Raw genomic sequence first — 13,944 nt, 5'->3', positions numbered from 1 at the left:
ACTTTAGTAGTTTAAGAGCGTGTTTGAGAAGTTTTGCTTTAGCCCCCCTAGCCCCCCAATTCTGGGGGGAACCAAATTCAAGTCCCCCAGAATTGGGGGATTTAGGGGGCTAAAACATTGGCTTTAGCTAAAAAATGCATGTATATTAACTTCTCAAACACGCGCTAAAGAAATTTTTTTGGTAGCGCAGTGAAGCCGCGCCATCAAAAACTCAGCAGTTCTCATTATAAAAATCGGTTTTTTGAAAGCCCGCCGTTGGCGGGCTTTCAAAAAACCGATTTTGGTGTTTTCAGCGCCTTCGGCGCTGAAAACACCAAAATCGGTTTCATAATGAGAATTGCTGTCAAAAACTGTCAAAGACTGCACACAAGGCTGTTTTGCGTTATAATAATGACTTTAAAATTGTCTTAATGAGCATTTCCCACAAGCGATCGCTATTCTCCAAAGTTCCACTCAGCTTGGTGCTAGTTGTTCCATTTGTGACGCTAGTTGTGGGGACTGTTACATTAGTCAGCTATTTGTCATATCAGAGTGGACAGCAGGCGATCGAGAATTTAGCTAATCAGCTATTGCGCCAAACCTCAGAACGAGTATGCGATCGCCTCGATAGTTACTTGCAGCGATCGCAGCAGATTGTGGCGGCTAATCAGTTAGCAGTGAAGCAAGGAACCCTGAAGCTTGATGATCAAGAACAACTGCGACAACAACTCTGGCAACAAATTCTCTTAAACCCATCACTGCCAGCAAGTAGTTTTTGGAGTGATGAAGGTACAGTGGTTGGCTATTTGCGAATTGACTCCCAAGAAGTACAACAACTTGCCGAAAAAGCCACAGGTAAGTCCATTCCTCTCGGCTCAATTTTCTTTAACGAAGTCATTCCCAATCAGCGCCGATATTATGCAGTTGATCAAGAAGGAAAACCCTCTCAACTTTTTTTACAATTAAACGATGACTTTCGTGATGTAACTTGGTACAAGCAAGCAAAGGATATTGGTAAACAAGCATGGACACCCATATCTTTAGCAAGAGTCCTCCCTATATTACAAACGGTTGCGATTGCTCCAGTCTATGATGCCAATGACAAATTTTATGGTTTTTTTACTGCTAACTATCTCTTGTCAGATATCAGCCTATTTCTCTCTCAGTTGAAATTTACGCCCACTGGACAGATATTTATCATCGAGCGATCGGGTGAGCTTGTGGCGACATCTGTGGCTACGGAAGCTTCGGGATTGAAACGGATAGATGGACAGCTTACTCGACTCACGGCAATCAACAGTCAAGATAAATTGACAAGGGAAGTTTCTAAACAACTACTTCAGCAATTTGGTAGTTTCGATAATCTCAAGGAATCCAGACAGTTTGCGTTGACTATTGAGGGATATCGCCAATTTGTACAGATTACGCCTTATCAAGACAAATATGGGCTGTATTGGCATTTGGTAACCGTGATTCCTGAGTCTGACTTCATCACTGAAATTCAAGCAAATGCTTACCTTACAGGTCTTTTATGTGTTTTTGCTTTAATGGTTTCGGTGGGAATTGGCATTTGGACATCTCGACGCATTGGGCGATCGCTTTCTCGTCTTACTCAAGCCACCAAATCTTTCTCTGAAAATCGTCTTGAACAACCAATTTCAGATACACAGATTACAGAAGTGCAGGCTTTGAAAGAAGCTTTGCATCAAATGATGATCGATCTGCGAGAAGCTGATCAAATGCGCTTGAATTATGAGCTTGACTTAGAACGACAGGTTGCGGACAAAACAGATGCTTTGATTGAAGCACAACGCATCGCCCGCGTGGGAAGTTGGTCGTTTGATGTGGCAACTGGAACAAATACTTGGTCAGCCGAACAGTTTCGCATTTTGGGCTTTGACCCAAATGTGCCATTACCCAGCTATGAAAACTTTTTTGATATTATTCCCAAAGATGACCAGCCTCAAATGCGTGCAGCCGTTGAAGAGGCGATCGCACATGGCACACCCTACACTGTCGAGCATGGCATTATTCGACCTGATGGAGCTATTTGTTACATCATCAGCCGAGGCGAGGCAGTCTGTGATGAACAGGGAAAGGTGATTAAGTTAGTTGGCACGATTACCGATATTAGCGATCGCAAACAAGCTGAAATTGCCTTAAAGCAAAGTGAAACCCGTTTCCTCGAAATTTCTGAATCCTCACCTGCCAATATCTATATCATCGTCATGCGACCTGATGGCTCTACTTACTTTGAACATATGAGTCGGGCGATCGAAGTAATTCATGAGCTAACGGTGGAAGAAGTCCTAGCCGATGCTTCAATCCTCCTGAATCGTATTCACCCAGATGATGTTGCTGGCTATCATGCTGCCATGCAGCAAAGTCTAGAAACATTACAGCCATTCTGTCATGAGTGGCGAATCGTCAATCCATCAGGAATAATTAAATGGGTAAAGGGAAGCTCTCGCCCTAAACTGCGAGACAACGGTGATATTGCTTGGTATGGAGTGGTGATTGATATAAGCGATCGCAAACAAGCCGCAATTGCTCTACAACAGAGTGAAGCTACATTTCAGGAAATTGCTGCCGCTTCCCCAGCCATTATATTTACACTTAGTATCAATGCTGACAGAACAGTAGAATTTAAATATCTCAGTCCAGCCGCTGAAGAAATTCATGAACTGCCAATTGCCGACATGCTTGCAAATGGAGACTTGATCGCAAATCAAACCCATCCCGACGATGTTGCTGAATATCAACAAGCTGCAGCCTATTCCACCGAAACCTTACAGCCATTTCAGCATGAATGGCGTATTATTACTCCCTCTGGCAAAACTAAATGGCTCAATGCAAAAGCACGAATACAACGGCTTGAGACTGGCGAACCTGTATGTCATGGAGTTGTCATCGATATTAGTGATCGCAAACAAGCAGAAATTGCCCTCCAAGCCAGTGAATCTCGATTTAGAGAAATTGCGGCATCTTCACCAGGAGCAATATATATCCTGATCACCCGTGCCGATAATTCAATTAAGTTTGAATATATGAGTGCGATATTTGAGGAAATTCATGAAATCAAGACTGAGCTAATACTTAACGATGCATCCGTTTACCTCGATCAGATCCATCCCCAAGATCTTGATGGTTACTACAAAGCTTCCTCCTATAGCAAGAAGAATTTGCAACCGTTTCATCATGAATGGCGAATTATCACACCATCTGGCAAACTGAAATGGTTGCAGGCAAATTCGCGCCCAGTCGTACAAAAAAATGGAGATATTGCTTGGCATGGAGTGATCTTAGATGTTACTGCACGCAAACAAGCCGAAGAACTATTACAAAAAAGTGAAGCCGCCTTGGTTGAGGCTCAAGGGATTGCCCATATTGGCAATTGGGAGTTTGATATTCAAAGCCAGAAAATTACTTGGTCAAAAGAACTTTTCCATATGTTTGGGCTTGATTCTAAACAGCCAGAACCCACCTATGCAGACTATCTTCAGCTAATTTATGCTGATGATCGGTTTATCTTACAGCAATATATAGAACAAGCGATCGCGGATGGAACTCCCTACGTCATCGACTATCGGATCATTAGACCCGATGGATCTATTCGTTATCATGAAGGACGTGCTGAAGTAGAAATTAACGATCAAGGGCAAGTCGTGCGGCTGTTTGGGACAAACTTGGATATTACTGAGCGCAAACAATTTGAAACAGAACTAGCTAATGCTAAGGAAAAAGCCGAATCTGACACCAAAGCCAAGAGTGAATTCTTAGCAAATATGAGTCATGAAATCCGCACACCGATGAATGGTGTGATTGGGATGACACAACTTCTGGAAACTACTGAACTGACGGAAGAACAAGCAGATTTTGTGAAAACGATTAAAGATAGTGGTGAAGCCCTTTTAACCGTTATCAACGATATTCTGGACTTCTCTAAAATTGAGTCAGGAAAATTAGCCATCGAAGAATGGGAATTTGCATTGGAAGACGTTGTGATTGGAGTTTGTAAGTTGCTGGAAAGCCAAGCAGATGATAAACAAATTACGCTCCAATATGCGATCGCCCCTGAAGTCCCCACCACCGTGATCAGCGATTATGCTCGTCTGCGCCAAATCTTACTAAATCTCGTTGGCAATGCAGTGAAATTTACCCAACAGGGGCAAATATCGATTGCAGTCAGTGGCAAGTACTTGATTCCAGAGGGAGACGAGAAAAAATCCCTTGATTGCCCTCTTCTTCTGGGAGAGGGGCTAGAGGAGAGGGCAAAGTATCAGATCAAGTTTACGATCGCAGATACAGGTATTGGTATCAAAGGCAATCGCATTAATCACTTATTTCAACCCTTCACCCAAGCCGATGCTTCCGTTAGTCGGAAATATGGTGGTACTGGACTAGGACTAGCGATCAGCAAACGCCTCGTCGAGTTAATGAATGGCACAATTTGGGTAGAAAGCTTTGGTCAAGTTGGGGGCAATCCTCTCACAGACTGGCAACCGTCGCTAGATACCCAAGGAGCAACCTTTCACTTTGCGATCGAAGTCTCAACTAGTGAAAAAATTAGACAGCCTCTAGAATCTTCTATCAAGAAAACGGCGATCAATAAACAATTTACTGAAAAATCACCTTTGAGAATTCTATTAGTAGAAGATAATCAGGTTAATCAAATGGTTGCTCGCTCACTGCTCAAAAGACTTGGTTATGAAGTCGCTGATATTGCTAACAATGGATTAGAAGCATTACAAGCTGTAAAAAATCATACCTATGATTTGATCTTAATGGATTTGCAAATGCCAGAAATGGATGGATTAACAGCCACCAAAATTATTCGTACTGAATTAATGAGCCAAGTAAGGATTGTAGCGATGACTGCGGGTGTGATGCCCGAAGATCGCCAAGCCTGTATCGATGCAGGGATGGATGATTACGTCAGTAAACCGATTAATATCGAAGAAATTATGCGCGTAGTTTCGAGCCAAAAATAAATGACAGTATAGCTATAGCCGCCTATATCAGGACAAATCAAAACCCAAATAGTGTGAGGCGGCGCTTCGCGCCGCCTCACACTATTTGGGTTTTATGTCCTAACAAGAAGGCGACAGCTATAAAGCACAGAGGGCTAGTTTTCGTATAATATACCCGTTATGTGGGCTTTACTTCTTTAGCTACTTTTTACCCAAATCAAAATAACATGCCACAAACTAAAATCTATGGAAATGCTGATTTCATTCAGCAAAATCGTGAAGTTCTATCGACTATTATTCATGCTTGCGTTGTTGAGGCTCTCAACTATCCACCTGAAAAGAAGTTTCAGAGATTCTTTCCATTGCAAGTTGAAGACTTTGAATATCCAAGCGATCGCTCTGAAAAATATATCATTATCGAGATCCTGTTGTTTGCAGGACGTACTGTAGAAGCAAAGAAAAGTCTCTATCGGTTATTATTTGAGCGACTAAAGGAAAAATTAGATATTTCTCCATTAGATATTGAAATTATTTTGATCGAGACTCCAAGCCATAATTGGGGAATACGTGGAGTGGCTGGTGATGAATTAAATTTAAACTACAAGGTGAATGTATAGGATATGAGCCAACTTGACCTCAATTTTCGCTTAGCACAATTTATTGATATCGATCCATTAATGGAACTTGTGCAGGAGTTCTATCAGTTTGAGAAGATAACGTTTGATGATGGCGTTATCAAAGCATTTATTGCGCTGCTTAGTGATGAACAATTTGGCGTGATTTGGTTGATGTGCGATCGAGATCGTCCGATTGGCTATGTGGCGCTAACTAGCTTTTTTAGTATGGAATATCATGGACGCTGTGGACTAGTCGATGAGCTATATATCCGTGAAGACTATCGTGGTAAAGGGCTTGGTAAGCAAGCATTTGTGGTGATTGAAAATTACTTAAGAAGCCAAGGAATGCGATCGCTGTCTCTAGTTGTCGATCACTGGAATGAGCCAGCCGAAGCTCTCTATACTAAACTAGGATTTCGCCGAGAGCAGCGTCACTTAATGGTCAAGCATATTCACACATGATAAATGGTTTGAGAGAGTGCGCCCCGAAGGGGCGCACTCTCTCAAACCATTTAGGATTGCTATATAGCGGCTAAATAATGAATTTAATGTGAGGTATATAATACTTTTGGTTTTTAGCGAAATTGCCACTAGTTAAAGCCATATACGTTACTATTTTGATGTGAAATATCAGAGAGTCCGAGTATGCAGTTAAAAAGTGTCGTTCAACCCTTTGGTGAAGTCAATGTTTATCCCCAAAACAACGGAGATATTGACATCGTTGCAACTATTCTGATGGTTCCAGACATTGAAGGCGCAAGAGTTGGCTTAGCCTTAGATGGTTCTGCCTCGATGAAAAAAATGTATGGCATCAGTGGTGTTGTCAGTAGCTTTTTTGCTAGTGCGGCTGTTACACAAAACGTCGTTGAGCCAGTAGCAAGGGTGATGGTCAAGTATCTCGCCAACTTTGCCGCGACGGGCAAAGTTGACTTGATCAACTGGGCTTGTGGTGCAGCAGGTGAACTGATCGAAGATCTGGGCAGCTTTGGTGGTGAAGAGATCGAGCAAATTGCGATCAAAGGGCCAAAAATTCCTTGGGGAACAGGAACGAAACTATTACCGCCTTTACGATATTTCATTAACAAATATAAAGATGCACCTGCGATCGGGGTAAAGCAACCTGCGGCGATCTGTCTAATTATCACCGATGGCATTATCGAAGATCTTGAAGATGTAAAAGAATACTGCTTTAAATACGCACTAGAGATTGCTGATCAAACTAAACCATTTATCAAACTTTTGTTGATTGGTGTTGGCAAAGAGATTGATGAAAAGCAACTAGAAGAACTAGATAATATGTTTGAAGGTAGCTTTGTCAAAGATGCCGCAGGTCGGGAAATTGACCTATGGGACTATCAAGTTGCAGACGATATTCAGATTTTGGAACAGATTTTCAAAGAATTTGTATCTGCGGAAACGATAGTCACGCATTATGGCAGAATTCTGAATCAGGCAGGAGTAGTTTGCGAAGAATATAACTTTGGTGTACCTGCGTTGATGCGTTTCAAGCTACCTGCGGGTTCTACAGCCTTTACCCTAGAGTTTTCGGGTGGAAATGTGACGCAAGACATTACGGAAGCGCTGCCTCCAGAGTTAGAGGCTCCTCTGATTACAGAATCTGAACAATGGAAAGATGTTGTCGATTTTGTATGAATTACCACCTTTAATTCCCCCTGGCAAAGGGGGAAGACCAGAAAACTTGTACACACAAATTATCCACGATATCGTGAGCTACCAAAGATCCCCCTCAATCCTCCTTATAAAGGGGGAAGAAGAAAATTCTCCCCCCTTTATAAGGGGGATTGGGGGATCTAAACCTTGAAACGTAGATAGCAAGCTTTGTGTGTACATGGTAACTCCTTTGTAAGAGGAGGCTAGGGTTATCTAGATAATTAAAAATAAAAGCAAGAGAAATAGAATGCCATGCTACATGAAAATAATTCCGAGCCTATTGAATTAGAACGTGCAGACAATGGTGAAATAAAAAGTAAAATCGATAATAGTAAAATCGAGAATAAAGGAAGGAACGAATTAAGATCTGAATCAAAAAACTGGCAAATGCCAGCTAATTTGGTAGCTGCCGAGTTTGGTGAGGTAAATGTTTGGCGACATATCCCAGAGACAACTTCTGAGTCGGCTGAATGTCGAGTGGAATTCTCGATCGCCATGGAGCCGCAGGGGAAATTTGCTGAAGGTTGGCGAACTGGGCTGGCTCTAGATGCTAGCGCCTCAATGAAACGCGCTTATGGGCGTAAGGTAGAAGCGCGTGTCGATCCTGAATTATTAACTGACTATATTAAGCAGGGGCGATTGCGAGCTTATTTAGAGGATGGAGAACCAATTCGCAAGATTGAGCGTGGCGCGTTTGCGGAGATTCAAGAACGTGGCTATGAGATTAACTATACAGAAAATATCTTGCAGCCATTGGTTCAAGATTTTACGGCTTATTTGGCGGGTAGTTTGGATGGAACTGGGAAGACTTCGCTCATCTATTGGGGTTGTGGTGAAGGTGATGAGATTCAAGTATTAGGCGAGTTTGATCATGCGAGTTGTCAGCAATTAGCGATCGCGGGGCCCTCAACTTTTAAGCTGGGTAAGACCACAAAGCTATTACCTGCGATCGCCTATTTCGTCAATCAATATAGGCAAGCTCAGCAGGGGCTTTATGTATTCTTGACCGATGGCAGGATTGATGATTTAGAACAGGTCAAGAACTATACCAAGGAACTAGCGTTAGAAATTGCAGTTGGGAAAAGAAACTATTTAAAGTTGATCTTGATTGGGATTGGGAATGATATTGATCGCTATCAGTTGCAAGAGTTAGATGACTTTGATACTGGTATAGATATTGATATTTGGGATTATAAAATTGCTAGTGAAATGACCAGTCTCTCGCAAATTTTTGCAGAAGTGGTCAATGAAAACCAAGTTATTGCTGATAGTGGCTCAATTTATGACGATCAAGGAAATTGTGTCAAATCCTATCCTAAAGGTTTGCCTGCCAAAGTTGATTTTGTAATGCGCGATGATTCCCAATGGTTTGAGCTAGAAGTGGGCAATCAACGCATTCGTCAAGCTGTAATTGTCGGAACTGCCATGGCGATCGCTCCTTTTGTGAAGAAACAGCTTTTCGATTTTGAGATTAAAGCTCAGGAAAGTAATCAAGCTGCGGTGCTCGTGGATCAAGAGCAGGAAATTGTAAATAATCAGATCGCTGCACCAAATAGCCTATGGAAGATATTGGCAGCTTTGTTGATTGGTGCAGCTTTTATTGGGACAGTGATCGCCTTTGGCATTTTGATTAAGCGATCGGATGAAAATAAATTGCAAAATCTAGCTGTACCAAAGGTGATTAAGGAATCAGTACTTGAGCCAAAGCCAGATTTCACGAATAAAACCAACAATAATTTGCTAACTAGCGCTCCCAAATATAGTACTCCGAACTCTAGTAAAGCGACCAATCCAGCAAAGCTCAATGGTAAGCCTGACAAGCTATCTAGTAATAATTCCGACAAACCACTAGACAAATCATCTAGTAACAATATTGGAAATAATGCAAATAATTCTCTCAATAATTCGGGCAAGGTAGTAGGAGATAGTCCTAAAAAAATAACTGGAGACAGTTCTAGCAATAATTCTGAGAAAACTACTATAGATAATTCTCCTAAGAATGCTAGTTCTGGTGATTTAAATAATTCAAAAAATATCCCAAAAAATGAACTTAAAAACGATCCAGGTTCTATAACCCAAAATAAGACTGGTGATCGCAGTATTAATAGTTCAATTTTGCCTATTACGAATCCAGACGTAGAAGTAGTAGTTTTCTTCTCCTCTGATGAGTCGCAACTTATGTCTAGTGAAGAAGCTAAAATTGATAATTTCTGGACAAAAATCCAAGGAAAACGCGGAATCATCCAAGTTAGTGGTCATGCCGACAAAATGGGTGATTACGACTATAATCTTGACCTCTCACAAGCAAGAGCCAATGAAGTCGTGAACTTACTGCGCGATCGCGGTTTGGATGGTAACTACAAAGTTACTTTTGAGGCGTTATCTTGGTTGCAACCCTTGCGTAAAGATATTACGGCAACCGATCAAGCTTTTAATCGTCGTGTGGTTATTCAGTTCAAAGAGCAGCGCTAAGATCAGCCCATTGAATAATTAATGGTACGCCACTAATTATTCAATGGGAAATTCCAGATATTGTGGCAGAACAAACCCTGTTAACCATACTGAATTTTCTGAGCAAAAAAATACAAATCCATCTTGATGCATTGCCAAGGCCTTAATTTTTAAAACCACTGGCTTGCCATGTCTCTGTCCAACAGCGATCGCAGTAGTTTCATCGCTTGACATATGCACATGTTGTCGGTTGCCAGCGATTAATCCTTGGTGACGAATGGACTCAATAAATTTCGTTGCTGTCCCGTGAAATAGCTGATCAGGAGGTTGTTGGGGTGGTAAATCTAAATTCACTTCAATGGAATGTCCTTGATTAGCCCGAATTTTAGACTTGTCCTCATTAAACGCAAATCGTTTTTTATTATTTGTCTCAACTATTTCCTCAAGAACACTTATTGAGATATTTTTGCCATTCTGTTTTGCTAGTTCAATGAAGCGATCGACCTCTGCCCAGCCATTTTCGTCTAACTTTAAACCTATTGCCTCTGGTTGATGTCGCAAGACAAGGCTCACAAATTTGCTGAGCTTAACTAAATTTTTATTCATAACTAAAGTTTAAAAAATTTCAAATGCTTGTGTAGTCGTTTACAATGATAATGGTTAGTTTTTTTACCTTATCGAGGTATGCTCTAACCTTAAAAATTATGTAACCCTGAGGACATAAGCGAATGCTACATCGCAAAATATATCAACTTTGTGAAGCCAAGAGCGATGTTTGGATTTACCTGAGGGATCAGGGACGTTGGCTAGAAAGAGCCAAGATATTGGATATTGAAGGTGACGTGGTAACGATTCGTTACGAGACTGAGGATGAAGACGAGGTCTGCTCTTGGGAAGAAATGGTCAGGTTAGAGAGTATTGGCGCTGTGACACAAAGATTATCTTCGTTTACCAAAACAGGAATGTCATCCAACGATATCCCTGTTTCTGATGATTGTCCCGAAGCTGAACAAATCCGCCCCCGCACCGATCCTGACAAATAATTAATCAACAAAGGTGCTTGAAGCGCCCCTTTGTTTAACTATAGAGTGGGCGCTTTGCGTCCACTCTAATTTTATGAAAACCCAAATAGTGTGAGGCGGCGCGAAGCGCCGCCTCACACTATTCAAGAATGACGACAGTTATAATACCAAAACACAAAATGGCTACACCATTTTGTGTTTTGAAAACCCTTACTGGGTAAGTTTTTTAATTCACAAAAGTGTCGTCACACGTTTGTGAATTGGTTTAAATATGAGCTTAAGACAATGCAACCTGCTGACCTAACCACCCTTGTAGCTTTGACCCATGAGCTAAATATAGCTTGTGTGCCTGCAAGACTAGAGCAGGTGCATCAAAGCGATCGCCACACGATTCATTTGCAATTACGAACTTTAGAAAAGAAACAATGGCTGTTGTTATCTTGGCATCCACAAGCAGCGAGATTACATCTTAGTGCACCACCACCCAAGCAGCCTGATACTTTCACATTTAGTCAACAAATTTTGCATCAAGTCGCAGGATTTGCCCTTGTCTCGGTAAAACTTACTAGTCCTTGGGAGCGCGTGATCGATCTGCAATTTGCTAAGCGACCTGATGATGAGGTGCAATGGCATCTGTATCTAGAAGTAATGGGTAAATATAGCAACGCGATTCTCGTCAACGCCAATAGCGAAATCGTCACTGCTGCCCACCAAGTCAGCAGCAAGCAGTCGCGAGTGCGTCCAATTCAAACAGGCGATCGCTACGAATTACCGCCAGCATTACTCGAAGCTATTCCTAGTTTGAGTGAATCCTTTGACTCATGGCGCGATCGCCTGATTTTGATCCCAAAGGAGATTAAACGCAATTTACTCAGTAATTATCGTGGAGTCAGTTCATCGCTAGTGCGATCGCTATTGGCAATATCTAATATCAATGGCGACAAAAATGTTGCTGATTTAAAGCTTTCTGAATGGGAAGCACTATATCAAGCTTGGCGAATGTGGCTAACTTCTATTGCGCAAAAGCAGTTTTATCCACATTTAGAAGGAAAAGGATATGCCCTCACCCCTAACCTAAGTCACGACAGATCCCCCTCAATCCCCCTTAAAAAGGGGGAAGAAGATAATAATTCTCCCCCCTTTTTAAGGGGGGCTGGGGGGGATCTAAAACCTTTGCTACCATCAGTTAATGAATTCTGCGATCGCTACTATTCTCAACAAACGGGACAAGTCGCCTTTCAGCAATTGCATCAACAAATTAGTCAAGCGATTCAAAATCAGTTAGCAAAGTTAACGATTAAAGAGAATGAGTTTCTAGAACGGCTGCAACTCTCGACTCAAGCTGACGATTTCAAAGATAAGGCTGATTTGCTGATGGCGCATTTGCATCTCTGGGAAATTGGCATGAAAGAGATAAAACTCACAGATTTTCATACAGAAAAATCTGTGGTAATTCCCCTCGATCCCACCCTGAATGCTCAACAGAATGCTCAATCTTTTTATAAAAAACATCAAAAACAAAAGCGAGCTGCCCTTGCGATCACCCCACTGTTAGAAGCAGTTCAACAGGAAATCGCTTATCTGGAGCAGGTTTCTACTGCCGTGAGTCTATTGGAACAGAGTGAACTTGCCGCCTTACAGGAAATTCGGGCTGAACTCGCTCAGCAGGGCTATCTCAAAGTCACTGCCGAATATGCGCCACGCACGAAAAATAATAGCAAAGGTGGCAAAAATAAAAGTAATCGCACCAAGCAAGAAGAAATTCCCGATTGTCATCGATTCACCACTCCCAATGGATTTGAAGTTTGGGTAGGCAGAAACAACTATCAAAATGATTTGATTTCCTTCCGTATTGCGGGGGAATATGATCTCTGGCTCCATGCTCAAGAAATTTCTGGCAGTCATGTGTTGCTGCGCTTACCTGCGGGAGCGATCGCCGATGATCAAGATCTGCAAACCGCCGCTAACTATGCCGCCTATTACAGTCGCGCTCGACAAAGCGATCAAGTCCCTGTAGTCTGCACGATTCCCAAATATGTGTTTAAGCCAAAAGGTGCGAAACCGGGGATGGTCGTTTATACCCACGAAAAGATTATATGGGGTCAGCCAATGAGTTTGAGAATAGAATCAGAAAAGTAAATGAACATCACCTCTTAACTGCGGCGATCGCTTCGCGAATCACTTCAGAACCAGCACCAACAATACAGGACTTCTCGGTGATAATTCGCTTCCAGAGGCGGCTACCTGCTTGACCATGAAACAATTGCAGCATGTGACGTGTGATTTTATGTAACCTCAATCCTTTAGCTGTCCATTGATCAATATAGGGAATCATTGCCTCAGCAACTTCCACTCGACTACGCATGGGAGTTTCATCCCCAAAAAACTCGCGATCGCTAGTTGCAAATAGATAGGGATTGTCATAAGCAGCACGTCCAATCATTACTGCATCAACTTGCTGTAACTGCTCGTGAGCTTGCGCTAAGGTGGTAAACCCTCCATTAATCTCAATAAATAAATGTGGAAATTCTTGCTTTAATCGATGTACATCGGCATAACGCAAAGGCGGAATTTCGCGATTGTCTTTGGGACTTAAACCTTGGAGCCATGCTTTCCGCGCATGAACTGAGAAGCGCTGACAACCTGCTTCTGAAAGAATCCTGACAAAGTTTTGCATATCTTCGTAAGTATCCAAATCATCAACCCCAATTCGATGTTTGACCGATACAGGAATTTTAGCGGCGGCGATCATGGATTCAATACATTTGGCGACTAAATCAGGCGTTTTCATCAAACATGCACCAAAGTTGCCACTCTGGACGCGATCGCTTGGACAGCCCACATTCAAATTAATTTCGTCATAGCCCATTGCTTCAGCAATCCGCGCACATTCCGCCAGATCTTGAGAATTGTCACCACCAACCTGCAAAGCGAGAGGCTTTTCTTCTGGAGAAAATCCTAATAAATAATCTTGATCGCCATGCTTAATCGCTGCACTAGTGACCATTTCGGTATATAGCAAAGTCCGTCGTGTAATTTGGCGCATGAAATAGCGATAATGGCGATCGGTGCGATCCATCATGGGCGCAATGCTGAGGGGATAAGTAAGGCGATCGCGATCTTCCTGAGTAGAAAGAGACATTTTCGATAAACTAGTCATGGCAAAATTAGCTATATAGATGCAGCGCTTCGCTCTGCATCTATAATAGTAAACTTGTGTCTGCGCTTTTTGTT

General features: G+C 42.1%; 10 protein-coding genes. 7 read left to right on the top strand and 3 right to left on the bottom strand.

The window, feature by feature from the left end:
* Window positions 1-153 precede the first annotated feature (153 nt).
* Window positions 154-357 carry a hypothetical protein gene (locus tag B9G53_RS00745; protein WP_141211660.1) on the bottom strand — a complete coding sequence of 68 codons (204 nt, stop codon included), beginning with the start codon at window positions 355-357 and terminating at the stop codon, window positions 154-156.
* A gap of 53 nt (window positions 358-410) precedes the next feature.
* On the opposite strand from B9G53_RS00745, the gene B9G53_RS00740 reads away from it, so the two are divergent.
* The 5 genes from B9G53_RS00740 (at window position 411) to B9G53_RS00720 (ending at window position 9,709) form a co-directional block, all read left to right on the top strand.
* Window positions 411-4,970, top strand: a complete 4,560-nt coding sequence (locus B9G53_RS00740; protein ID WP_094528409.1) for a PAS domain-containing protein — start codon at window positions 411-413, stop codon at window positions 4,968-4,970.
* A 206-nt stretch (window positions 4,971-5,176) separates the two neighbouring features.
* Complete coding sequence (locus B9G53_RS00735) at window positions 5,177-5,566, top strand: tautomerase family protein (protein WP_094528429.1); 390 nt, start codon at window positions 5,177-5,179, stop codon at window positions 5,564-5,566.
* Window positions 5,567-5,569: 3 nt separating this feature from the next.
* The gene (locus tag B9G53_RS00730) at window positions 5,570-6,028 is read left to right on the top strand and encodes a GNAT family N-acetyltransferase (protein ID WP_094528408.1); all 459 of its coding nucleotides are present in this window, start codon (window positions 5,570-5,572) and stop codon (window positions 6,026-6,028) included.
* 183 nt (window positions 6,029-6,211) lie between these two features.
* Window positions 6,212-7,219, top strand: coding sequence for a VWA domain-containing protein (locus tag B9G53_RS00725; RefSeq protein WP_094528407.1), 1,008 nt, complete (start codon window positions 6,212-6,214; stop codon window positions 7,217-7,219).
* A gap of 270 nt (window positions 7,220-7,489) precedes the next feature.
* Entirely contained in the window at window positions 7,490-9,709 is a 2,220-nt protein-coding gene (locus B9G53_RS00720; protein WP_094528406.1) for an OmpA family protein, read from the top strand.
* Between the two features lie 36 nt (window positions 9,710-9,745).
* Here the strand turns inward: B9G53_RS00720 and B9G53_RS00715 are convergent, their stop codons facing one another.
* Window positions 9,746-10,294: an RNA 2'-phosphotransferase gene (locus tag B9G53_RS00715; RefSeq protein WP_094528405.1), complete on the bottom strand. Its 549-nt coding sequence runs from the start codon at window positions 10,292-10,294 to the stop codon at window positions 9,746-9,748.
* A 122-nt stretch (window positions 10,295-10,416) separates the two neighbouring features.
* Between B9G53_RS00715 and B9G53_RS00710 the strand changes: the two genes are divergently transcribed.
* Both B9G53_RS00710 and B9G53_RS00705 read left to right on the top strand, forming a co-directional pair.
* The gene (locus B9G53_RS00710) at window positions 10,417-10,731 is read left to right on the top strand and encodes a DUF6679 family protein (RefSeq protein WP_094528404.1); all 315 of its coding nucleotides are present in this window, start codon (window positions 10,417-10,419) and stop codon (window positions 10,729-10,731) included.
* Window positions 10,732-10,995: 264 nt separating this feature from the next.
* Window positions 10,996-12,849 (top strand): NFACT family protein, encoded by a 1,854-nt coding sequence (locus B9G53_RS00705; RefSeq protein ID WP_094528403.1) that lies wholly within the window; start codon window positions 10,996-10,998, stop codon window positions 12,847-12,849.
* A gap of 7 nt (window positions 12,850-12,856) precedes the next feature.
* Here B9G53_RS00705 and dusA read toward each other — a convergent pair whose 3' ends face one another.
* Window positions 12,857-13,870, bottom strand: coding sequence for a tRNA dihydrouridine(20/20a) synthase DusA (gene dusA / locus B9G53_RS00700; protein ID WP_176453040.1), 1,014 nt, complete (start codon window positions 13,868-13,870; stop codon window positions 12,857-12,859).
* Window positions 13,871-13,944 lie beyond the last annotated feature (74 nt).

Source organism: Pseudanabaena sp. SR411 (assembly GCF_002251945.1).
Lineage (GTDB): Bacteria > Cyanobacteriota > Cyanobacteriia > Pseudanabaenales > Pseudanabaenaceae > Pseudanabaena.
The sequence above is the reverse complement of the archived record's forward strand: the minus strand, read 5'-3'. Positions and strand labels throughout refer to the sequence as shown.

Coding starts and splice junctions, on each gene's coding strand:
- B9G53_RS00710 (WP_094528404.1), top strand. CDS start 10,417: ATGCTACATCGCAAAATATATCAACTTTGTGAAGCCAAGAGCGATGTT.
- B9G53_RS00720 (WP_094528406.1), top strand. CDS start 7,490: ATGCTACATGAAAATAATTCCGAGCCTATTGAATTAGAACGTGCAGAC.
- B9G53_RS00725 (WP_094528407.1), top strand. CDS start 6,212: ATGCAGTTAAAAAGTGTCGTTCAACCCTTTGGTGAAGTCAATGTTTAT.
- B9G53_RS00740 (WP_094528409.1), top strand. CDS start 411: ATGAGCATTTCCCACAAGCGATCGCTATTCTCCAAAGTTCCACTCAGC.
- B9G53_RS00715 (WP_094528405.1), bottom strand. CDS start 10,294: ATGAATAAAAATTTAGTTAAGCTCAGCAAATTTGTGAGCCTTGTCTTG.
- B9G53_RS00735 (WP_094528429.1), top strand. CDS start 5,177: ATGCCACAAACTAAAATCTATGGAAATGCTGATTTCATTCAGCAAAAT.
- B9G53_RS00705 (WP_094528403.1), top strand. CDS start 10,996: ATGCAACCTGCTGACCTAACCACCCTTGTAGCTTTGACCCATGAGCTA.
- B9G53_RS00730 (WP_094528408.1), top strand. CDS start 5,570: ATGAGCCAACTTGACCTCAATTTTCGCTTAGCACAATTTATTGATATC.
- dusA (WP_176453040.1), bottom strand. CDS start 13,870: ATGACTAGTTTATCGAAAATGTCTCTTTCTACTCAGGAAGATCGCGAT.